The following is a 22,979-nucleotide window of genomic DNA, read 5'->3' as shown; positions in this document are numbered from 1 at the left end:
AGCTGTGGCAGCAGATTCTTATAAAAATGCCGGTGTGGATATTCATGCTGGATATGAAGCAGTTGAGCGAATGAAGAGCCATGTGCAACGTACAATGCGTAAAGAAGTACTAGGTGGACTAGGAGGATTCGGTGCAGCGTTTGATTTATCACAATTAAACATGCAAAAACCTGTCTTAGTTTCTGGTACAGACGGTGTAGGTACTAAGTTGAAACTTGCGATTGATCACAACAAACATGACACAATCGGTATCGATGCAGTGGCTATGTGTGTCAACGATATTTTAACAACAGGTGCAGAGCCGCTTTATTTCCTTGACTATATCGCAACAAACAAAGTTGTACCTGAAGTCATCGAACAAATTGTTAAAGGTGTCAGCGATGGTTGTGAAGAAACAAATACAGCTTTAATCGGCGGTGAAACTGCTGAAATGGGCGAAATGTACCACGAAGGTGAATACGATTTAGCTGGTTTCGCAGTGGGTGCAGTTGAAAAAGATGAATACATCGATGGTTCAACAGTTAAACCAGGACAAGTAATTATCGGTTTAGCTTCAAGCGGTATCCACTCTAACGGTTATAGCTTAGTACGTCATTTAATTAAAGAATCAGGCGTTGATTTAAATGCTGAATTCGATAATGGTCGTACGTATTTAGACACTTTCTTAGAACCGACTCGTTTATATGTTAAACCTGTATTAGCTGTGAAAGAACAAGTGAAATTGCATGCGATGACACATATCACAGGCGGCGGTTTCTATGAGAATATTCCACGTGCTTTACCTGAAGGTGTCACTGCTGAAATTGACGTTCAATCATTCAATACACCTAAAGTATTCGATTGGTTACAAGAAGCAGGCAAAATCGCAACTGAAGAAATGTACAATATCTTCAACATGGGTATTGGTTTCACATTAGTTGTAGATGAAGCGGACGCAGATAAAACATTAGATATCTTAAAAGATCAAAATGTTGAAGCGTTCAAAATCGGTAAAATCGTTGAAGGTAAAGAAGAACCTATCGAGTTAACGGGGGTTAAAGCGTGACTAAAGTAGCCATCTTTGCGTCAGGTTCTGGCAGCAACTTTGAAAATATTGCACAACGAGTTCAAGACGGCAGATTAGATAATATTGAAATCACAGCGCTTTATGTTGATCACGACGATGCATTCGCGATTGAACGTGCAGAGAAATTAAACATTCCTGTCCATGTGACACTTCCTAAAACTTTTGATTCTAAAAGTGATTATGAACAACGTTTATTAGAATTGTTAAAAGAAGAAGAAGTGGAATGGATTATACTTGCAGGCTATATGCGTTTAATCGGTCCAGATTTATTGAATGCGTATGAAGGCCGTATTTTAAACATTCATCCGGCTTTATTACCGAAATACAAAGGCATTGACGCAATTGGTCAAGCTTTTGAAAGTGGAGATAAAGTGACAGGTTCTACTGTTCATTATGTAGACAGTGGCATGGACACAGGTGAAATCATTGAACAAAGTCAATGCGACATCTATCCAGATGATACAAAAGCACAACTAGAAGAACGTATTAAAAATTTAGAATATGAACTTTATCCTAGAGTCATCGCAAAAATTATTCGATAAGAGGGGCAATTTCTAACATGAAAAAAGTAATTTTAAGTGTATCAGACAAAACTGGCATTGTAGACTTCGCGAAGTCATTAGTTGAATTAGACTATGAGTTGTATTCTACAGGCGGCACAAAGCGTGCATTAGATGAAGCGGGTGTTCCTGTAAAATCAGTTTCTGATTTAACGAAATTTGATGAAATCATGGATGGCCGTGTAAAAACATTACACCCAGCAGTACATGGCGGTATTTTAGCTGATCGCGATAAACCTGAACATTTACAACAATTAAAAGAAAAAGGCATCGATCTTATCGACATGGTTGTCGTGAACCTTTATCCATTTAAAGAAACTGTCGCAAACCCTGACGTAACTGAAATGGATGCGATTGAAAACATTGATATCGGTGGTCCGACAATGTTACGTGCAGCTGCGAAAAACTTCAAGCATGTGACAACTGTGGTAGATCCTGCTGACTATGACGCAGTCATTGAACACCTTAAAAATAACACATTAGACGAAGCGTTCCGTAAATCATTAATGATTAAAGTATTTGAACATACAAATGATTACGATAATGCGATTGTGAATTTCTTCAAAGAAAATAAAGAACAATTACGTTATGGTGAAAACCCTCAACAAACTGCTTACTTTGTACGTACATCAGATGCGAACAATACGATTGCAGGCGCTAAACAATTACACGGGAAACAATTAAGCTTTAACAACATTAAAGATGCTGATGCGACATTAGCATTAGTTAAAAAATTCGAAGAACCAGCTGCAGTAGCGGTTAAACATATGAACCCATGTGGTGTTGGTGTTGGCGAATCAATTGAAGAAGCATATCAAAATGCGTATGAAGCAGATAGCCAATCTATCTTCGGCGGTATTGTTGCGGTTAACCGTCCAGTTTCAAAAGAACTTGCTGAAAAATTACATTCAATCTTCTTAGAAGTTGTCATTGCGCCTTCATTTACAGATGAAGCGCTTGAAGTCTTAACTCAAAAGAAAAACATTCGCTTATTAGAAGTAGATATGGCAGTGGATCACGATGAACAAGAATTTGTATCTGTATCAGGTGGCTATTTAGTTCAAGATAAAGATACAAAAACAATTTCACGTGATGACATGAAAGTTGTGACTAAAGTTGAACCGACAGAAGAACAATGGCAAGCAATGGAATTAGGTTGGAAAGTTGTAGCAGCTGTTAAAAGTAACGCTGTCATCTTAAGTAATGACCATCAAACTGTAGGTATCGGTGCAGGTCAAATGAACCGTGTCGGTTCTGCAGAAATTGCGATTGAACGTGCAATTGAAATTAATGACAATGTAGCATTAGTTTCAGATGGTTTCTTCCCAATGGATGACACAGTAGAATTAGCAGCAAAAGCAGGTATCAAAGCGATCATCCAACCAGGTGGTTCTATTAAAGACCAAGATTCTATTGATATGGCAGACAAACACGGCATTGCGATGGTAATGACTGGCGTACGTCACTTCAAACATTAATCATTCAGGAGGAAAATGCTAAAGATGAAAGTATTAGTAATCGGAGGCGGAGGACGTGAACATGTCCTTGCGCACAAATTAAATCAATCTGAACTTGTTGACCAAGTGTATGCAATTCCTGGAAATGCAGCAATGGAAACTGTCGCTGAAGTGCACAGTGAAATTGCTGAAACTGCACATGATGACATTGTAAAATTTGCGGTAGATCATGAAGTTGAATGGGCAGTCATCGGTCCAGAACAACCTTTAACTGAAGGGTTAGGCGACAAATTACGTGACGCGGGTGTGAAAGTCTTCGGTCCTGGTGCGAAAGCAGCACAAATTGAAGGTTCAAAATCATTTGCGAAACGTATTATGGAAAAATATGACATCCCAACTGCAGAATATGTAGAAGTGGATTCTAAATCTGATGCATTAAAATATGTAGAAGATTGCAAGATTCCTGTTGTCTTGAAAAAAGACGGTCTTGCCGCAGGTAAAGGTGTTATTATCGCGATGACACGTGATGAAGCGAAAGAAGCAGTCGAAACACTGTATCCTGAAGCACAAGGCAAAATTGTATTCGAAGAATTCTTAGAAGGCGAAGAATACTCTGTCATGACCTTTGTGAATGGCGATTATGCTGTACCTTTCGATACGATTGCACAAGACCATAAACGTGCGTATGATGACGATAAAGGACCAAATACAGGCGGTATGGGTGCGTATTGCCCAGTGCCTCATATTTCAGAAGATGTACTAAAACGTACAAATGATGAAATTGCGCAACCGGTTGCGAAAGCAATGCAAGAAGAAGGCTATCCATTCTTTGGCGTGCTTTATATTGGCGCAATCTTAACTGAAGAAGGTCCGAAAGTTATCGAGTTTAATGCACGTTTCGGAGATCCTGAAGCACAAGTATTATTAACACGTATGGAAAGCGACTTAATGCAGCACATTTTAGACCTAGAAGCACGTAAACCGATTGAATACAAATGGAAAGACGAAGCTGTTGTAGGCGTGATGTTAGCGTCTAAAGGCTATCCTGGCTCATATGAAAAAGGTGTGAAAGTCAGCGGCTTTGATTTAGATGGGCTTACATTTGTCAGCGGTCTGAAAAAAGAAGGCGACGATTACGTTACTTCTGGCGGCCGTGTTATCTTAGTGATCGGTGAAGGCAAAACAGTTAAAGAAGCCAAAGCAAATGCTTATAAAAAAGCAGATGCCATTGATAGTGAAGGTTTATTCTATCGTCGTGACATCAGTGATAAAGCAATTAAACACGAAGCATAATTTAAAAGAATAGATTTATACTAAAAACAGCCGTACATTGTGTATCGGCTGTTTTTTGGTATGCAGAAAAATTATTGTTAAGCCGTGTATCTTCTAATTATGAAATTGTAGGGACAAAATAAAAAAGCAAGGAAGCAGAACTTCCTTACTCTTCAGGCAATGATTTCGCCATATCAATATAAGCTTGTTTATATCCAGAAACGTAGCGAGAGTTGCGTCTCTTGAATAATTGATGGAAACGCCAAGAACGTTTACGGCTCTTAATGTAACGTTTTAAACGGCGCTTTTTATTTTTGAGTTTTGACATGGTTTCAATTTCTTTGACGGCTTGTTGATAGCCTTTTTCGTATGCATCATTACGTTTTTTCATGAAATTTTGCCCCCAATCTTTCTGTGTGAATCTGATTATTTCAATTATAACATGTATATGACTTTTGACTTAATTAAACGATAATATTTGTTAAATAAAAAATAAGCAGTAAACGGTTGAATCGGTGACCGTTCACTGCTGGGAAAAATATGGATGAATGAAAATGTAAATATTGGTTGGGCTGCAGCTCGACAACCACAGCCCGATAAAAATTTTAAGAACTATAAATGCTTGTGTCAACCACGTACGTCAGTAATTCCTGTAATTGGTAAATAATGAGCTAACATTACAGAAATAATTAATATCGCCGCGAATAATAAGATAAATAAGATGTCGCGATAACTAAATGGTGCGTAGTAATAATACGTTCTTTTACCATCTTTAAATCCTTTTTTCTCCATAGCAACCGAAAGTTGATGTGCTTTTCGTATGTTTTGACTTAACAACGGAATAATTAAATGTTTCACACGCTTGAAACCGCGATAATTTGATTTATCTACCATACGATAACGCATCTTCAATGATTTACGTAGTTGAATGAATGAACTGATAATCAACGGTACCATACGGATGGCAGCCATAAACGCGTAGGCTACTTTTGGTTTTACACGCAAATGCTGCATCAGGCTGTAGAAGATCATCACAATTTGAGACGTAAAGGCCATCACAATACCGAAGAATGTGACGGTATCCGTACGCATAGATAAATGCAGTCCTCTCACTAAACTTTCAGTTGTGATATGAATAAAGCCTAATTTAAATAGGGTATGTGTACCATCTCCGTAGAAAATCATAAAGAGTGCTGAGATGATACTGAATATCACAGTGTAAAGTACGAATAGGGCAGTGACCTTCAATTTCATACCGCCGAAAATCAGTAAGAATAAAAACATCAAAGTGGTTAGGTAAATCATCACATCAAAGTTGTGAATGAAAATCACAAAGAAGAATAAGAAAATACCTAAACCAAGCTTGGTGATAATATTAACTTCATCTACGAAGGTGAAATACTTTTTCCATGCTTCATACATTTGTTTCACCTTCCATTTCAAATAGAACATCTTCACATAACATGTGGTCACGTAATTCGATACGTCTTGTCGGATAACGTTCAATGATATGTGGGTCATGCGTAACCATAATAATCGTTTGACCTTGTGCAACACGTTGTTGGAAAAGATTTAATAAATTAAACGTGTTGTGACTGTCTAAACCAAATGTTGGTTCATCAAGTAAAATAATATCAGCACGTGAACTTAAAGCAGTCGCAACACTTAAACGTCGTTTTTGACCCATTGATAATTCGAAGGGATGTTGATCACGAACTGCTTCTAAATTCAATAATTCAATCAGTTTTTCAGTTTCAGCTTTTGCGCTTTCGCCGCTGAAGTTGATAAAGATTTCTTCATAAACAGAATTCGTAATGAACTGCAGTTCTGGGTTTTGATAAACCAGATACATATGCTTTGCTGCTTCTTTAATTTTATGAAGCGGTTGCCCATCATAAGACATCTCTCCGCGATATTTAATCAATTGCATCATAGACTCAAGTAAAGTGGTTTTACCTGCACCATTTTTACCTGTGATGGTAATCCACTCACCATCGCCGATTGTGAGTTCAGGTACTTGAATGAGTGTTTTCTTACCACGTATGACTTCGCCATTTTCATATTTGAAGCGTGATGTTATGTCTTTATTCGGTAATAATTCAGCTTTAGGTGCATGGTCCCAAGCCTTTGGATGCCATACTCCATATTCAGTCAGCAAATCTTCGTGTTGATGTAAAATCACTTGAGGCGTATCATCTGCGATGATTTCCCCATGATGATTCATTAAAATAACACGATCCACATGTTCCCAAATGTGTTCCACTTTATGTTCTACAATCAAGACAGTTTGTTCTTGCCACATGTCTTTAATTTGATTCCATAAATCTTCTGTCGCATCCACATCTAACATGGCAGTCGGTTCATCCAAGAATAATGTATCTGCTTCTTGAAGCACCGTTTCAGCAATTGCTAATTTTTGTTTCATACCGCCGCTTAATTGTTGAACCGTTTGTTTAGGACCAACGTCTAAGTCGACTGATGCTAATGCTTGTTGAATTAAAGCGTCCATCTCTTTTCTCGGCACTTGTTTATTTTCTAACACAAATGCGAGTTCTTCATAAACCTTTGGCATACAAAATTGTGTGTCTGGGTCTTGGAAGATGACGCCGCTATTTAAATCGACTTCCAATGCGTCATATTTCATTGGAAGCTCGATTAGGTTCGGCACAATGCCGCTTAATACATTGAGTAAGGTACTTTTACCGCAGCCTGAAGGGCCGAGTAATAAGACCTTTTGTTTATCAGGTATTTCTATATCTAAACCATCAAATATTTTATCTGGTGCATTTGGATATTTAAGTCGTAAATTTTGAGCAAGTAACACGTTTATGTCTCCTTACAAATTGTCATAATCCTTTTTGGAAGCAGGACGGAATAATTTTGTAACCCCAGTCTGATCCAGAGCTTTGACAAGATAATATGGGAAAATCCCAGCAAGTACAATCCCGCTGATACAACGGAAGAATACATATAAGAATAAGTTCCATCCAGCAACTTCACCTAAATAACCATAGTAGAAGTCGATAGGGAAAGTAACTAATGCGGCTGCTAAACCAGCGAGCACTGCTACCATTAATTTGCGTGATTTATAACGGAAAATCGCAAAAATAATTTCACACGCTAAACCTTGTAGTAAGCCGTAAACAATTGTCGCAATATCAAAGCGTCCCATAACAATTGTTTCCCCAGCACCAGCAGCGAATTCAGCTAACAGTGCAATACCGGCTTTCGGAATGATTAAGTAAGCAACAACAGCAGCTGCAAACCACATACCGTAAGATAATTCTTCTAAGTGTAAGCCAGTCACTTGCATGGCTTTATACACTAAGTTCCAAATGTTGTAAATGATAGCAAAGATAACTGCGATTAACACAGTAACTAAGATATCTGAAAGCTTAAGTCCTTTAGACATAATGTCAATTCCTCCTATATAAACAAAAAAACACGCAAACTTGTCTAGCAAGCAGCGTGAAAATAAGCATCAGAATACCCTGGTTCTACCCTGAAATCCTAAACCAGTTCATTCTTTACACTTTCCTACGCTAGTCTCAGCTAGATCAGGTTCGAAGGGTTTGAAGCTTTGTGCTTCATCTCAGTTCGAAACACCCCTAGTGTATTTCTTTATTAGATTTATACTAAATGTATGCTTTTTCATAGGTTCTGTCAAGGTGATTTTAGATTTAAGCCAGAGAGAACGGGTATGAAAAAGGCAAGTTCACATTAAGATTACGTTAAATTGTGTATTTAGGATTGAGCATAGCGTCTGAGTCTAATATACTACCATAGAATGATTTACTTTAATTTTTAAAGACACAATGGAATTGTTCATATATAATAACTATGAGGTGAAAAACATGTCGTATATAAAGAAGCACGCTGAAATCATTTATAGTTTGATTATTGGCATTGTTTCACTTTTCATTGGAATCATTGTATTACTCAATCTATCATTTATCCATAAACTTGCGAAGGGGAGCAAGGTTGACATACATATTAATAATGTGTGGGATTTCATCAATGCTTTCTTTGTTGAAATAATACGGATTATGAGTCAATTTATTGGTCATTTCCCAGTGGTCAGCGCCATCTTGATTATCTTGTTCGGTGTTGCATTGCTATGGATTGGCTATTTATTATTTATGACTACAAAATATGATTATGATATCTCAATTTTCTTCCTTATAATAGGAATCTTTTTCTTCCTCATCACAATCGTCTTTATGACACAAGTTTACGGCTTCTTTGCGATTGTATTCGTGGTTCCGTTTATTGTGCATATCGGATACATTGTGTACAAGGATGAGTTGAACAGTGCGCACCAAAAAGAGCACTATCTATGGATTATCTGTACGTACGGAATCAGTTATTTAATTTCTCAAATTTCGTTATATGGCAGAATCGAAAGTCATGAAATTGCGTTAATTGATATTTTAAGTGTCAACGCATTCTTCGTTGTCATGTGGTGTTTAGGTCAAATGTCTATTTGGAATTTCTTATTCCTTAGAAGATCATTGCCGCTAACTAAAGCAGAATTAGGTGAAGAAATGTTGTATTCACGTACAGATAAGAACGGCACAATCAGCCAAACGAAAGAACAGCTGCGTGAAATTCAAGAACGTACACAAGAATTGACATACAGAACACGCAGAAGTATTGATTTAGAGAAAATCAGAAGAAAACGAGATAGCTTCAAAAAAGCAGTTAAAGATAAAGTCAATCTGCAAGAAGACGATTTTCCAACTTGGATGCGTCGTCCAAAATGGATTAAACCGGGTATCGTTGAATTGATTTGCGGTGCGATCTTATTCCTATTTACCTTACTAGAATTAAACAACCGTAATGGCTTGTTTATGTCAGGTGATTGGGAATTATCACAAACATCATATGTAATCGAGTGGATCACACTCTTCTTATTGTTGCTTGTGATTATCGCTTATATCATTACAACATTGACGCATTTCTTACGCGGTAAATTGTATTATGCGCAGTTGTTTATGGTGAGTATTTTATTCTTTAAATTGTTGACAGAATTTGTCAATATTATGATTCATGGATTATTATTATCCATTTTTATTACACCGATTTTATTTATTATGCTTGTGGCGATTACGATTGCGTTTATTATCCAATTACGTACGCCAGCTAAAGCAGAATCACACAAAAGCTGAGGAACTTAAGTTTCCTCGGCTTTTTTAATGGATTTGAGACGTTCTTTTTAGAAAGGAAGCGTCTGATACGTTAAGATAAAAGTAACTACACATAGAAGGCGGAATAATAATATGAAGACAGCAGTATTAAATAAAGGTAAAGAACAAAAGTATTTAAATCAGTATCCATTAGTGGATGAAGAAGATATTTATGAACATAGTCATTTAGAAGATGGTGATATTTTTCATATTGTGACTGATGATGGTCGATACATTGCGACAGCATACGTTGGGCGCCAACATAAAGGATTAGGTTGGGTCTTAAGCTATGATGCTGAAGAAGAAATTAATCAAGAATTTTTTGAAGCGCTATTTGAAGAAGCTTTAGATTATCGACAATACTACTTTGATATCGATGGTACAAATGCATTCAGATTGTTTAATGCAGAAGGAGACGGTGTCGGCGGTTTAACAATTGATTACTACGATCGTCATTTATTAATCCAATGGTATTCAAAAGGGATTTATACATTCAGAACTGATATTTTAGAAGCTGTTCAAGCTGTCTTTCCTTATACTTCAATTTTTGAGAAGACACGTTTTAAAGACAGTGAAGTATCTAGTGGTTTCGTAACAGGGGAAGCACCGGAATTCCCAATTGTTATTGAAGAAAACTTTACGTTCTATAATATTGATTTAGATGACGGACCGATGACAGGAATTTTCTTAGACCAAAAAGAAGTGCGTAAAAAATTACGTGATGTTTATGCGCCTGACCGCAGTGTTTTGAATTTATTTAGTTATACAGGGGCATTCTCTGTCATTGCAGCACAAACAGCAGCAGAAACAACTAGTGTCGACCTTGCAAATCGTTCTAGAGGTTTGACAGAGGAGAATTTTGGGGTAAATGGTATTGACCCGAAAACACAATATATTTATGTCATGGATACTTTTGACTTCTATCATTATGCGGCAAGACACAATAAGGCTTATGACACGATTGTTATTGATCCGCCAAGTTTTGCGCGTAATAAAAAGAAAGTCTTTACGGTTCAAAAAGACTATCATAAGTTGATTGAAGAAGCTTTACCTGTTTTAAATGATGGAGGTACTTTAATTTTAAGTACAAACTCAAGTGCGTTAACTTCAAAAGCGTTTAAAAACATGATTAAGAGAACGCTTGATGCACAAGATGTAGATTTTGAAATTTTAGAAGCAATGGGACTTCCGAAAGATTTTAAAACACATCCGCACTATAAACCATCAAAATATTTAAAAGTAGTCTTTGTTCGGGTATCAGAAAAAGTGGAAGAAGTAATAATCGAGGAGGACTATTATGGGGATTAAAGATAAATTCATTAAAAAATCTACAGACAAAATTGGAAATAAAATGTTGAAAATTGATCCGGTCGTAGGTAAAGGACGTTTACCGAAGAATAAAAAGGATTTAGCAAAAAGACGTGAACGCGCTGAAGAATTAGTAAGAAAGAAAGCATTATTGTCATCTTCAGCAAGTGTCATTCCGATTCCAGGATTAGATTTTGGGGTCGATTTAAAGCTGATGAAAGATATTATAGAAGATATTAATAAAATTTACGGTTTAGATCATAAAGAAGTGAACCGTATGAGTGATGATTTAAAAGAACGTGTATTAGTCGCAGCATCAATCCAAGGCAGTCAGTTCATCGGACGTACGGTTTCAAAAGGTATTTTGAAAATGGTCGTTAAAGATGTTGCTAAACGTACAGCTGCGAAACAAACAAGATGGTTCCCGGTTGTCGGTCAAGCAATCGCAGCATCAATCAGTTATTATTTCATGAAAAAATTAGGTGACGAGCACATCGATAAATGTGAAAACGTTGCCAAAAAATTAATTTAAAACCGAGTTGTCAATTAAATTGTGCATATTTTCACAAAAACGCTAAATTCATTGCCCTGTATGGATTAAACAAATTGAATTTAGCGTCATATTTTGGTAATGTTAAGGTGTAATAATGTTCAGGTGAGTCACTCACCAATTAATGGATGCGAAGGAGAAAGATTATTATGGAACAACAATCATACACTATCATCGACGAAACAGGTATTCATGCTCGTCCAGCTACAATGCTTGTACAAACAGCTTCAAAATTTGATTCAGATATTCAACTTGAATATAACGGTAAAAAAGTCAACTTAAAATCAATTATGGGTGTTATGAGCTTAGGCGTAGGTAAAGATGCTGACATTACTATCTATGCTGACGGAAGCGACGAAGCTGATGCAATTCAAGCTATCACTGACGTTTTATCTAAAGAAGGTTTAACTAACTAATATGACTAAAAATATTAGAGGGATTGCGGCATCTGATGGTGTCGCAATCGCAAAAGCCTATCTATTAGTAGAACCTGACCTATCGTTTGATAACGGAACAGTGACTGATACAGAGGCTGAAGTTGCTAAATTTAACGGCGCACTTAACACATCAAAAGTTGAATTGACTAAAATCAGAAACAATGCCGAACAACAATTAGGCGCAGATAAAGCGGCTATCTTCGATGCACATTTATTAGTGCTTGAAGATCCAGAACTTATCCAACCTATTGAAGAAAAAATTAAAAATGAAAACGTTAATGCTGCTCAAGCGTTAACAGATGTTTCAAATCAATTTATCACAATATTTGAATCAATGGACAACGAATACATGGCAGAACGTGCAGCGGATATTCGCGACGTTTCTAAACGTGTATTAGCACACATCTTAGGTGTGGATTTACCAAACCCAAGTATCATTGATGAAAGTGTCGTTATTATCGGGAATGACTTGACACCTTCAGATACTGCACAGTTGAACAAACAATATGTGCAAGGATTTGTGACAAACATTGGAGGCAGAACATCTCACTCTGCAATTATGAGCCGTTCTTTAGAAATCCCAGCAGTCGTTGGTACTAAAACGATTACTGAGGAAGTTGAAGCAGGCGACATCATTATTGTTGATGGTATGACAGGTGATGTTATTGTTAACCCAAGTGACGAAGTTGTAGCACAATATCAAGAAAAACGTGATAACTTCTTCAAAGATAAACAAGAATTACAAAAATTACGTGATGCTGAATCTGTAACAGAAGATGGTCATCATGTAGAATTAGCTGCAAACATCGGTACACCAAACGATTTACCTGGTGTAGTTGAAAATGGTGCAGAAGGTATCGGATTATACCGTACTGAGTTCCTATATATGGGTAGAGATCAAATGCCGACTGAAGACGAACAATTTGAGGCATACAAAGCAGTTCTTGAAGCAATGAAAGGCAAACGTGTGGTTGTTCGTACATTAGATATCGGTGGAGACAAAGAATTACCTTATTTAGACTTACCTGAAGAAATGAACCCATTCTTAGGTTATCGTGCAATCCGCTTGTGCTTAGCACAACCAGAAATTTTCCGTCCGCAATTACGCGCGTTATTACGTGCTTCAGTATACGGAAAATTAAACATTATGTTCCCAATGGTTGCGACAATTCAAGAATTCCGTGATGCGAAAGCATTATTAGAAGAAGAACGTCAAAACCTTAAAAATGAAGGTGTTGAAGTTTCAGATGATATCGAAGTCGGTATCATGGTTGAAATTCCATCGACAGCAGCACTTGCTGATGTCTTTGCGAAAGAAGTAGACTTCTTCAGTATCGGAACAAATGACTTAATCCAATATACAATGGCAGCTGACCGTATGTCAGAACGTGTGTCTTATTTATACCAACCATATAACCCAGCTATTTTACGATTGGTACAACGTGTTATCGAAGCGTCTCATGCTGAAGGTAAATGGACAGGTATGTGCGGCGAAATGGCCGGAGACCAAACTGCAATTCCATTATTGTTAGGTCTTGGATTAGATGAGTTCTCTATGAGTGCAACTTCAATCCTTAAAGCACGTCGTTTAATCAGAAACTTAAGCGAAGCGCAAATGAAAGACTTAGCAGCGAAAGCAGTGAACTGTGCAACATCAGAAGAAGTTGTTGCTTTAGTAGAAGACTATACGAAACATGCATAATCATTGATAAAATATTAATAAAAACCGTGATGAAATGAATGTCCAATTCATTTTCATCGCGGTTTTATTAGTGTACAAACATTTACTTATTATTTGAGTAATGTAATCAACATACAAAGAATTTAATTACGTGGTATATACTGTGTGTTTTACAAATTTGTGACAAAGATTTAAATTCTGTATAAATATAATGAAAATCTTGATTAGAATAATTGTAAACTAGCATATGAGAGCGTAACATATAAGGTACTGTGTCTATGAACGCAGATTACAGCATAATTGTTTGAATCATTTACCTTAAAGGTAATTTAAAATAGAGTGCATTCATTTTTAAGTCAGTCTTTATCGATATCGAGTAATGTGTTGATTTTATCTATGTCCACTTGATACATAGGTGTGTCACCGATTAAGATAAATGGCGTTGAAAATGCATCGAAATTTATCATTTCATTGCGGTATTGTGAGTTTGAAATATTTTTCTCAGTGTATGCAACGTGATGATGATCGAGATAATTTTTCACAAACTGACAAGGTGGACAGTCGTTTTGTGTATAAATGACTACGTTCGGCATGTTTTATCTTCCTTTACATTTTATTGATGTGTTTACTGTATTAAAGGGACGATTAAAAATCAAGCTAACCGCCTATATTTGAATGTTTCAAGTTTTTTTGGATTTTGTGTAAACAATTTCCTCCACATTTCATCTGAGACGTTGCGGGCATTAGACAGTAACAAAAATATAGAGAAAAACAGGGTGATATTATGGAAGCAGTAGAACTGAGCAGATTTTTAACTGCCATGACCTTAGCTGTGCATATTATCTTCGCGACTATCGGTGTGGGGATGCCGCTTATGTTCGCAATTGCTGAATTTCTTGGTGTTAAAAGAAATGACGCAAAATATATTACATTAGCTAAGAGATGGGCCAAAGGTTATGCGGTAACTGTTGCGGTAGGGGTTGTAACAGGTACGATTATCGAGTTGCAGCTGTCATTGCTTTGGCCACAATTTATGAAGATTGCAGGACACGTGATTGCCTTGCCATTATTCATGGAAGTCTTCGCATTCTTCTTTGAAGCAATTTTCCTTAGTATTTATTTCTACACTTGGGAACGATTCAAAAACAAATGGACACATTTGATTATGAGTATTCCAGTGGTATTAGGCGGTACATTATCTGCCTTCTTCATCACATCAGTGAACTCATTTATGAATACGCCTGAAGGTTTCCAATTGAAAAACGGCAAAATGATTCATGTTGATCCAGTAGCAGCAATGTTCAACTCATCATTTGGTGTCAGAGCCTTCCACGTAATTACTACAGCAATTATGACAATGGCCTTTATTTTAGCGGCGATTGCAGCATTTAAATTATTGAAAAATAAATTTGAAAAAGACAGAGAATATCATAAGAAAGCATTGAAACTGACTATGATTGTCGGTTTAGTCTTTACACTAGGTTCTATGCTTGCTGGAGACTTATCAGCGAAGTTCTTACACAATGAACAACCTGAAAAATTAGCAGCATATGAATGGCATTATGATACTGAAAAACGTGCAGACTTAGTTCTGTTTGGTGTACTAGATGAGAAAAATCAAGAAGTGCATGGTGCAATTAAAATCCCAGCATTACTCAGCTTCTTATCTGATAACAATATCAATACAGAAGTAGAAGGCTTGAATGAATTCCCTAAAAATGAACAGCCGCCGTTAATTGTCCATTACTTCTTTGACTTAATGGTGACAAGCGGTATCTTCTGTTTCGTTGTTTCAGGTATTTATGTCTTAACACGACTAGTTAAGAAATGGCGTAAGTTCTCAACACACAAAATATTGCTGTATGGCATATTATTAACAGGTCCTGCAGCTATGCTTGCGATTGAGTTCGGCTGGTTCCTAACAGAAATGGGCCGTCAACCTTGGATTTTAAGAGGTTACATGAGAGTGTCTGAAGCAGCTACACATGCAGGCGGTTTACCAGGTGTTACCATCGCATTTGGTGTCGTATACTTCATCATCTTATTCACTGCAGCATATGTATTAATCCGTATGTTCAAGAATAACCCGCCATATAAAGATGTGGAAAAATTAGAAGAGAGCCGAGGTGAAGCATCATGAGTATTACAGCATTTGGAATGATCGTTTTGTATCTGTTCTTATTCTTGTATATCGTTATTGCTTCAATTGACTTTGGTGCAGGTATCTTCATTTTACAATCGAAATTAAGAGGTACTGAAAGCACATTAGTACCGATTATCGGTCGTTATCTGAACCCGATTTGGGAAGTCACAAACGTATTCTTAGTATTCTTTACCGTAGGAATTGTCGGTTTCTTCCCAGATTTCGCGTACTATTATGGTTCGGTTCTGTTAGTGCCAGGATCTATCGCTTTAATCTTACTTACGATTCGCGGTAGTTTCTATGCATTCCAAAACTATGGACCAGATTCGAAATTCTCTTGGCTCGTCTTGCATAGTGTATCTGGATTATTCATCCCGGCTGCATTAAGTATGGGACTTGTTATCTCAGAAGGCGGCTATATTCATAAAACAAGCTCAGGTACAGGTGTCGATTTAAATTGGTTAGATTTATTCTTTAGTCCATTTGCGTGGGCAGTTGTATTCTTAGCTTTAGTTTCAGTAATGTATATTTCATCAGGATTCCTTGCGTATTATGCGCGTAAAGCAGAAAACATGAAAGCCTATAATATTATTCGTATGTGGTTTGTTTTCTGGGGTCCTCCGATGGCTTTAGTATCATTATTTACTTTCATCACATTACGCAGTCAAAACAAGCAACACTTTGATGTTGCGGTTAACCAATATTGGTGGTTATTCTTAATCAGTATATTATGCTTGTTAGCAGCTTGGATTTTATCTATAATGAAAAAATCACCGGGAACAGCATTTATGTTAGTTGTGATTCAAATGGCTACAGCCGTGACAGGTTATGGTTTAAGTAAATGGCCATACATCTTGTATCCATATATCAATGGAGACATTCACAAAACAGATGACCCGATGGCATGGGCCTTAACCATTGCGGCAGTCGTTGGATTATTGATGCTTGTTCCATCACTGATTTTCTTAATGAGATTATTCATCTTCAATAAAGATTATGTTGAAGGTAAGAATGATGAAGGTTATTATTAATATTAAGTCTAAGGTGAGGCGAGGCACAATCATAGGTTGTCTATGATTGAACAGAGCCTTGTCTCATCTTTATTTTTGCGGAGGTTGTAAGAGAAATGGAAAAAGAATTCGTTGTGATAGGGTTAGGTCGTTTCGGCGGCAGTATAGTCCGAGAATTAAATGCGTTAGGCATGGACGTGATGGCTATCGACTTAAGCGAAGCCCGCGTAAATGAATATAGTGAGATCGCGACACATGCGGTAGTCGCAGATACAACAGATGAAGCGGTAATGAAAAGTTTAGGGATTCGTAACTTTGATCAAGTCATTGTGGCGATTGGTGAAAATATTCAAACGAGTACTTTGACAACTCTGATACTTAAGGAATTAGGGGTTAAGAAGGTTATTGCGAAAGCCCAAAATGATTACCATGCGAAGATTTTAAATAAAATCGGTGCTGACTTAGTTGTCCATCCTGAACGAGATATGGGACGTCGAATTGCGCATAATATTGCGAGTGCCAGTGTCTTGGATTACTTGGAACTTGCGGATGAATATTCAATTGTTGAAGCCAAAGCGAATGAACGTATTGCGGGTCAAACGATTGTAGATTTAGATATCCGTGCAAACTTCGGTATCAATATTATCGCGATTAAACGTGATAAAGATGTTATTATTTCTCCAGATCCGAATATGAATATTGAACTTGGCGATATCTTAATTATGATTGGACACGACAACGACTTAAATCGCTTCGAGAAAAAACTTGTCCACTAACACAACCTTATACAAACAAAAAGCACATTCCGCGTGGAATGTGCTTTTCCTATATTTATCTTTAATTTATAGAAGCTTAGTCTTGTTTAGACTTTTCTTCGTGTTGTTTTGGTTTAGCGTTGCCTTCTTTTTTATGGTGCGGTTTATGATTTCTTGGTTTACGGTTTTTCTGACCATTATTTGAAGGACGTTTGTTTGTCGCATGCTTATGATTTTCTTTACTATTGTGTTATTTTTGTTCTTGATTTTGTTTTGGGTTTTGTTTTTTATTTGTGCGTTTAGGTCTAGATGATTTTGGTTTTTTCGTCGGTGTGATTTGTTCACCGTTCTCATTGACCTTCATAATTACTGGTAAAATCATTGGTTTACGAGCTGTTTTTTCAAACAAGTAAGGTTGTAATGTCTCAATGATTGATGATTTGATTTGATGCCACTGAATGTCTTTGTTTTGGTTCAACTTAGATATGACTTCAGTTTTGATCTTACGTTGTGCATCGTAAATCAAGTGACCAGATTCGCGCATATAAACGAAACCACGTGAGATGATATCTGGACCTGAAAGTAATGTGTTTGTGTTGAAGTCGATACTTACAACGACAATTACTAAACCTTCTTCAGATAGTAATTTACGGTCACGGATGACTACATTACCGATATCACCGATACCGCTTCCATCTACCAATACATCGCCAGAAGGTATACGTCCAGCTTTACGTGCTGAATCTCTTGTTAGGGCTAAGACATCACCATTATCGAAAATAAAGATGTTGTCTTCATCTACACCGCACTCAACGCCAGTTTGCGCATGTGCTTTCAACATACGGTATTCACCATGGATCGGCATGAAATACTTCGGACGGATTAAGCGTAACATTAATTGTTGATCGCCTTGAGAACCGTGACCTGAAGTATGGATGTTTGAAATCTTGCTGTGAATAACATCAGCGCCTGCACGATATAAAGCATTAATTGTGCGGTTGATACTTTTCGTATTACCTGGGATAGGTGATGAACTGAAGACAACTGTATCTTCAGGAATAATTTTAATTTGTTTGTGTGTACCGTTTGCGATACGTGATAACGCAGCCATCGGTTCACCTTGAGAACCTGTACATAAAATCAAGAGTTCGTGTTTAGGAACAGAGTTGATTTTGCTTGGTTCGATAAATGTTTCAGGTGGCGCTTTGATATAACCGAGCTCCATACCAATTTTAATGTTGTTTTCCATTGAACGGCCGAATACTAAAATTTTACGGTTATATTTAATCGCAGCTTCTACAGCTTGTTGCACACGGTAAATATTAGATGCGAATGTCGCAAAGATAATTCTTCCTGTACATTTACGGAAAATTTTATCGACGTTTTGGCCGACTTCACGTTCACTTAAAGTAAAGTTTGGAACGAGTGAGTTCGTTGAATCAGATAAAAGGGCTAAAACGCCTTCTTCACCGAGTTTCGCCATTTTCGCAATATTAGCTGGTGTACCGACAGGTGTGAAATCAAATTTGAAGTCACCCGTGTGTACAATATTACCTTCAGGTGTTCCAACGATAACACCGTATGCTTCTGGAATACTGTGTGTTGTTAAATAGAATGAAACATTGAAGTGTTTTGACTTGATGACGCTGTCTTCTGTAATTTCATTCAATTCAGCTGTTCTTAATAAATGATGTTCTTCTAATTTGTTTCTGATTAACCCAAGTGCTAAAGGACCGCCATAAATCGGTACGTTAAGTTCTTTTAATAAGAAGGGCACACCGCCGATATGGTCTTCGTGTCCGTGGGTAATAAATAGGCCGATAATTTTATCTTTGTTTTGAACAAGATATGAGTAATCCGGGATGACATAATCGATACCTAATAGATTGTCGTCTGGGAATTTGATACCCGCATCGATTAGGACGATTTCATCCTTATACTCCACTGCATACGTATTCTTACCGATCTCGCCGAGACCGCCGATTGCGTATACACCGACCTCATTATTTTTGAGTTGTTTCATTATTGGATATGCTCCACTTGATAGTCTGGAGATTTTTGTTCATATTCTAAATGTGCGCCCTCTAATTTAGTAATGAACTCGATATTGTAATTACGGTCTTTCAGATATTTTCTTACTTCTTCTTCTGAATTTCCTTCTACGTAAATCGTTTGTGTGTTCTCACGCACGATTACTTCTGCTCTGTCGTCTTGATAAAATACTTTGTAAATTGCCATAATATATTGTTTCCTCCTAAAAATATGTTCAGTTGTTTTAATTTATTGTTCATACAAGCCTAGTTTATTCTTTATGGTTTGTTTCATCATTGTGTTCTTTCTTAAAATAAATACAACATACCAGCTTAACTGCCCAGTATGTTTGCTAGGTTTGTTATAAATGACGTTCTAGTTAGTCATGCATGAAGATTTCTCCATACATATACAGTTATTATTTATTTTACATGATGTAATTCAATAAATAAAGCGGTTTTACTTAGCGACAAGGAAAGCTAGGGGAATGTTTATCAAAAAGAGAAAGTCAAAATAAGTGTGGTAAAATATATAAAAGAGAAAACGAAGCGGGTCCAATGATTTAGAGACTAAAAGCAGGTGAGGAAAATGAGTAAGGCTAAAAGAATTATTGAAGATGTAAAAAGAGAAAAGGAAAGACGAGATAAATTGTTTCAAGGTATTTTGTTTGAAAAGCGTGGGAAAGAAATCGTGATGTTCTTTGAATACGAAGAAGTTGTAGATAATGTCTCAGATAATCATCATTTTATACGACATAACCATGATCCAGAGTGGGTGGATAAAAGTATGCTGCCTGAACTTAAAGAAGGTTTAGAACGTTTAAATGTTACGTATCATTGTCGTAAAGATATCTTCATATAATAAGGAAATAGCAGTGTATATAAAAAAGAGGCCGCTTTATGCGACCTCTCAATTTATGTTTATTCATCAAACAGACGGATAGCATCTTCGTGAGGTTGAAGTGGATTTTCTTTATCAATGTGGTCATAGAACATAATACCGTCTAAATGATCGATTTCATGTTGTACAACAATAGCAATATAGCCTTTAAGTCGTAAGTTGATATCATTGCCATCAATATCTTTAGCTTTAACTGTAATACGATGATGGCGATGCACAAGTCCTGGAATATCTTCATCTACACTTAAGCAGCCTTCACCTGTAGGCAAGTATGCTTCTTGTACACTGTAGCTGACGATTTTCGGATTGATTAACATTAGCTCGTATGATTTGCCGTTACCATCATCTGGCAAGTGCACAGCAAGCATACGTTTTGAAATGTTAAGTTGTGGTGCAGCAATACCTACACCTGAACGTAAATTGTATTTACGTGCAATTTCATCATCTTGACTATTGACTAAGAATTCATGCATTTCTTTGATTTTGTTACGATCTTCATCTGATAAAGGAAATTTAACTTCTTCAGCTTTTTCACGAAGTGTCGGATGTCCGTCTCTGATTATATCTTTCATAGTAATCATGTCATACACCGTCCTTATTATAAAATATAACAAAAAACTTCCGGATAGAACAGAAAAGTATTTGCGAAATCGCTTAAAATTAATTAACATCATTATTGAAATCCCCAAGGAGGTAATTTGAAGCATGAAAATTAAAAGCACATTTGGTTTAGTGATTGCATCCTCTCTATTATTAGGTGCTTGTTCAACAGACAGCCATCAGATTAAAGAGTACAACAAGACACTGAAAGAAGCCGTACAAAAAGAAGACGAAGCCGTAAAAGTCGGTGAAAAACTAAATAAACTTACAAACGAGAAAAATGATTTAGCTAAGAAAATCAACGGTAAAGATACACAGAAGGTTGTAAAAACTTCTAAAGATATTGTAAGTAATGTAAATGAACGTAAAGATGAATTTAAAAAAGAAGAAAAAGCTTTTGATGCATCTGAGAAAAAGTTTGAAGAGGCTAAAAAGCGGACAAAGGATATTAGAAACGATAAAAGAAGATCCGGCATAGAAAAAACAAACAAAGCATTTGAGAAAAACTATAAAGCGCATGATGAATATGCGAAAGCTTACAACAATAGTTTAGACAAAGAAAAAGATTTATTTGAATACATTGTAAAAACTAACGGTCAAGCAGAACAATCACAGATTGATGAAAAAACAAAAGCAATTGACGACTCTTATAAAGAGGTAAATGACAAAATTAAAAAATATAGCAAAACTCGTGACGAGCGCGGAAAACAAATGGAAGCGGCTCAACAAATCAAATAAACAACACTGATACAGTTTTAGTATAATGACTGGTACAGGTCTTATAACTGTACTTAACACAAGTGATACAGAAGTTTTACAATTCATTTAACAGTTATACAAAACTATGCTATACTAATTTATGGATGAAATGAATTTTCTATTATACGGGAAAGGTATGGTGAATTGAATGGCTCCGAAGTTACAAGCCCAATTCGACGCTGAGCAAGTATTGAAAGATACTGAAGCACAATTTAAGATGGTCCAAGTATTGGACGAAAATGGTAAAGTAGTGAATGAAGACTTAGTACCTGATTTAACTGATGAGCAATTAGTTGAATTAATGGAAAGAATGGTATGGACTCGTGTCCTAGACCAACGTTCTGTTTCTTTAAACAGACAAGGACGTTTAGGCTTCTACGCACCAACAGCTGGTCAAGAAGCTTCACAACTAGCTTCACAATATGCATTAGAGAAAGAAGACTGGATTCTTCCAGGTTACCGTGATGTTCCACAAATCATTTGGCACGGTTTACCACTTACAGAAGCATTCTTATTCTCAAGAGGACACTTTAAAGGAAACCAATTCCCTGAAGGTGTAAACGCATTCAGTCCTCAAATCATCATCGGTGCACAATATATTCAAACTGCCGGTGTTGCATTAGGTCTTAAAAAACGCGGTAAAAAAGCAGTAGCTATCACTTATACAGGTGACGGTGGTTCATCACAAGGTGACTTCTACGAAGGTATCAACTTTGCTTCGGCTTATAAAGTGCCGGCAATCTTTGTAATTCAAAACAACAACTACGCGATTTCGACACCAAGAAGCAAGCAAACAGCTGCAATCACATTAGCTCAAAAAGCAATCGCAGTAGGTATCCCTGGTATTCAAGTTGACGGTATGGACCCATTAGCTGTATATCAAGCAACTAAAGAAGCACGTGATCGTGCAGTTAACGGTGAAGGCCCAACATTAATTGAAACTATGACTTACCGTTATGGTCCACATACAATGGCTGGGGATGACCCAACACGTTACAGAACTTCAGATGAAGATTCTGATTGGGAGAAAAAAGACCCATTAGTTCGTTTCAGAGCATTCTTAGAAGCTAAAGGCTTATGGAATGAAGAAAAAGAAAACGAAGTAATCGAACGTGCAAAAGACGAAATCAAAACTGCAATTAAAGCAGCTGATAAAGTTGAAAAACAAACTGTTACTAACTTGATGGAAATCATGTACGAAGATATGCCTCAAAACTTAAAAGAACAGTATGAAATTTACAAAGAGAAGGAGTCGAAGTAAGCC

At 36.8% G+C, this 22,979-nt stretch carries 23 protein-coding genes and 1 riboswitch; of the genes, 15 read left to right on the top strand and 8 right to left on the bottom strand.

The window, feature by feature from the left end; all coding sequences use genetic code 11:
- The first annotated feature begins 4 nt into the window (after positions 1-4).
- Genes purM through purD form a run of 4 tightly spaced genes read left to right on the top strand, consistent with a single transcriptional unit; the run spans position 5 to position 4,376 of the window.
- Positions 5-1,045: a phosphoribosylformylglycinamidine cyclo-ligase gene (gene purM / locus KRR19_RS01040; RefSeq protein ID WP_156666472.1), complete on the top strand. Its 1,041-nt coding sequence runs from the start codon at positions 5-7 to the stop codon at positions 1,043-1,045.
- Positions 1,042-1,608 carry a phosphoribosylglycinamide formyltransferase gene (gene purN, locus KRR19_RS01035; RefSeq protein ID WP_023015953.1) on the top strand — a complete coding sequence of 189 codons (567 nt, stop codon included), beginning with the start codon at positions 1,042-1,044 and terminating at the stop codon, positions 1,606-1,608. Before purM ends, purN begins: the two co-directional genes overlap by 4 nt.
- Before the next feature lie 17 nt (positions 1,609-1,625).
- Positions 1,626-3,104 carry a bifunctional phosphoribosylaminoimidazolecarboxamide formyltransferase/IMP cyclohydrolase gene (purH, locus tag KRR19_RS01030; RefSeq protein WP_002480503.1) on the top strand — a complete coding sequence of 493 codons (1,479 nt, stop codon included), beginning with the start codon at positions 1,626-1,628 and terminating at the stop codon, positions 3,102-3,104.
- Positions 3,105-3,128: 24 nt separating this feature from the next.
- On the top strand, positions 3,129-4,376 hold the full coding sequence (gene purD, locus KRR19_RS01025; protein WP_156666470.1) for a phosphoribosylamine--glycine ligase: 1,248 nt from the start codon (positions 3,129-3,131) through the stop codon (positions 4,374-4,376).
- Positions 4,377-4,521: 145 nt separating this feature from the next.
- Here purD and KRR19_RS01020 read toward each other — a convergent pair whose 3' ends face one another.
- The 4 genes from KRR19_RS01020 to KRR19_RS01005 all read right to left on the bottom strand — a co-directional run bounded on the left by KRR19_RS01020 (position 4,522) and on the right by KRR19_RS01005 (position 7,767).
- Positions 4,522-4,746: a hypothetical protein gene (locus KRR19_RS01020; protein WP_216733398.1), complete on the bottom strand. Its 225-nt coding sequence runs from the start codon at positions 4,744-4,746 to the stop codon at positions 4,522-4,524.
- A 236-nt stretch (positions 4,747-4,982) separates the two neighbouring features.
- A complete protein-coding gene (locus KRR19_RS01015) occupies positions 4,983-5,777 on the bottom strand; it encodes an energy-coupling factor transporter transmembrane component T family protein (RefSeq protein ID WP_023015950.1) in 795 nt (264 codons plus the stop codon).
- Complete coding sequence (locus KRR19_RS01010) at positions 5,770-7,179, bottom strand: ABC transporter ATP-binding protein (RefSeq protein WP_023015949.1); 1,410 nt, start codon at positions 7,177-7,179, stop codon at positions 5,770-5,772. The genes KRR19_RS01015 and KRR19_RS01010 overlap by 8 nt, the downstream gene beginning before the upstream one ends.
- 12 nt (positions 7,180-7,191) lie before the next feature.
- Positions 7,192-7,767 carry an ECF transporter S component gene (locus tag KRR19_RS01005; protein WP_002480508.1) on the bottom strand — a complete coding sequence of 192 codons (576 nt, stop codon included), beginning with the start codon at positions 7,765-7,767 and terminating at the stop codon, positions 7,192-7,194.
- A 105-nt stretch (positions 7,768-7,872) separates the two neighbouring features.
- Positions 7,873-7,975: riboswitch (TPP riboswitch) on the bottom strand.
- Positions 7,976-8,209: 234 nt separating this feature from the next.
- Between KRR19_RS01005 and auxA the strand changes: the two genes are divergently transcribed.
- From auxA to ptsP, 5 genes are all read left to right on the top strand, one after another.
- Entirely contained in the window at positions 8,210-9,523 is a 1,314-nt protein-coding gene (auxA, locus tag KRR19_RS01000) for a lipoteichoic acid stability factor AuxA (protein ID WP_023015947.1), read from the top strand.
- Positions 9,524-9,634: 111 nt separating this feature from the next.
- Positions 9,635-10,849 (top strand): class I SAM-dependent rRNA methyltransferase, encoded by a 1,215-nt coding sequence (locus KRR19_RS00995; protein WP_156666467.1) that lies wholly within the window; start codon positions 9,635-9,637, stop codon positions 10,847-10,849.
- On the top strand, positions 10,839-11,381 hold the full coding sequence (locus tag KRR19_RS00990; RefSeq protein ID WP_002480511.1) for a hypothetical protein: 543 nt from the start codon (positions 10,839-10,841) through the stop codon (positions 11,379-11,381). The genes KRR19_RS00995 and KRR19_RS00990 overlap by 11 nt, the downstream gene beginning before the upstream one ends.
- Positions 11,382-11,548: 167 nt before the next feature.
- A complete protein-coding gene (locus tag KRR19_RS00985) occupies positions 11,549-11,815 on the top strand; it encodes a phosphocarrier protein HPr (protein ID WP_002480512.1) in 267 nt (88 codons plus the stop codon).
- A gap of 1 nt (position 11,816) precedes the next feature.
- On the top strand, positions 11,817-13,538 hold the full coding sequence (gene ptsP / locus KRR19_RS00980) for a phosphoenolpyruvate--protein phosphotransferase (protein ID WP_023015945.1): 1,722 nt from the start codon (positions 11,817-11,819) through the stop codon (positions 13,536-13,538).
- A gap of 335 nt (positions 13,539-13,873) precedes the next feature.
- Here the strand turns inward: ptsP and KRR19_RS00975 are convergent, their stop codons facing one another.
- A complete protein-coding gene (locus KRR19_RS00975) occupies positions 13,874-14,110 on the bottom strand; it encodes a glutaredoxin family protein (protein ID WP_156666466.1) in 237 nt (78 codons plus the stop codon).
- 191 nt (positions 14,111-14,301) lie between these two features.
- On the opposite strand from KRR19_RS00975, the gene KRR19_RS00970 reads away from it, so the two are divergent.
- The 3 genes from KRR19_RS00970 (at position 14,302) to KRR19_RS00960 (ending at position 17,446) form a co-directional block, all read left to right on the top strand.
- Complete coding sequence (locus KRR19_RS00970; RefSeq protein ID WP_002480515.1) at positions 14,302-15,657, top strand: cytochrome ubiquinol oxidase subunit I; 1,356 nt, start codon at positions 14,302-14,304, stop codon at positions 15,655-15,657.
- The gene (locus KRR19_RS00965) at positions 15,654-16,691 is read left to right on the top strand and encodes a cytochrome d ubiquinol oxidase subunit II (protein WP_002480516.1); all 1,038 of its coding nucleotides are present in this window, start codon (positions 15,654-15,656) and stop codon (positions 16,689-16,691) included. The genes KRR19_RS00970 and KRR19_RS00965 overlap by 4 nt, the downstream gene beginning before the upstream one ends.
- A gap of 95 nt (positions 16,692-16,786) precedes the next feature.
- Positions 16,787-17,446, top strand: coding sequence for a potassium channel family protein (locus tag KRR19_RS00960; RefSeq protein ID WP_002480517.1), 660 nt, complete (start codon positions 16,787-16,789; stop codon positions 17,444-17,446).
- A 229-nt stretch (positions 17,447-17,675) separates the two neighbouring features.
- On the opposite strand, the gene rnjA is transcribed toward KRR19_RS00960, so the two are convergent.
- Both rnjA and KRR19_RS00950 read right to left on the bottom strand, forming a co-directional pair.
- Positions 17,676-19,448, bottom strand: a complete 1,773-nt coding sequence (gene rnjA / locus KRR19_RS00955; RefSeq protein ID WP_253901101.1) for a ribonuclease J1 — start codon at positions 19,446-19,448, stop codon at positions 17,676-17,678.
- A complete protein-coding gene (locus KRR19_RS00950) occupies positions 19,448-19,663 on the bottom strand; it encodes a DNA-dependent RNA polymerase subunit epsilon (RefSeq protein ID WP_002480519.1) in 216 nt (71 codons plus the stop codon). The genes rnjA and KRR19_RS00950 overlap by 1 nt, the downstream gene beginning before the upstream one ends.
- A gap of 381 nt (positions 19,664-20,044) precedes the next feature.
- Between KRR19_RS00950 and KRR19_RS00945 the strand changes: the two genes are divergently transcribed.
- The gene (locus tag KRR19_RS00945; RefSeq protein WP_002480520.1) at positions 20,045-20,317 is read left to right on the top strand and encodes a hypothetical protein; all 273 of its coding nucleotides are present in this window, start codon (positions 20,045-20,047) and stop codon (positions 20,315-20,317) included.
- A gap of 59 nt (positions 20,318-20,376) precedes the next feature.
- Here KRR19_RS00945 and def read toward each other — a convergent pair whose 3' ends face one another.
- On the bottom strand, positions 20,377-20,937 hold the full coding sequence (def, locus tag KRR19_RS00940) for a peptide deformylase (RefSeq protein ID WP_002480521.1): 561 nt from the start codon (positions 20,935-20,937) through the stop codon (positions 20,377-20,379).
- A gap of 124 nt (positions 20,938-21,061) precedes the next feature.
- On the opposite strand from def, the gene KRR19_RS00935 reads away from it, so the two are divergent.
- On the top strand, positions 21,062-21,694 hold the full coding sequence (locus KRR19_RS00935; RefSeq protein ID WP_002480522.1) for a YkyA family protein: 633 nt from the start codon (positions 21,062-21,064) through the stop codon (positions 21,692-21,694).
- A gap of 169 nt (positions 21,695-21,863) precedes the next feature.
- A complete protein-coding gene (gene pdhA / locus KRR19_RS00930) occupies positions 21,864-22,976 on the top strand; it encodes a pyruvate dehydrogenase (acetyl-transferring) E1 component subunit alpha (protein ID WP_156666880.1) in 1,113 nt (370 codons plus the stop codon).
- The last annotated feature ends 3 nt before the right edge of the window (positions 22,977-22,979 follow it).

The sequence above is a fragment of the Staphylococcus sp. CWZ226 genome (genome assembly GCF_018986355.1).
Classification (GTDB): domain Bacteria; phylum Bacillota; class Bacilli; order Staphylococcales; family Staphylococcaceae; genus Staphylococcus; species Staphylococcus simulans.
The sequence above is the reverse complement of the archived record's forward strand: the minus strand, read 5'-3'. Positions and strand labels throughout refer to the sequence as shown.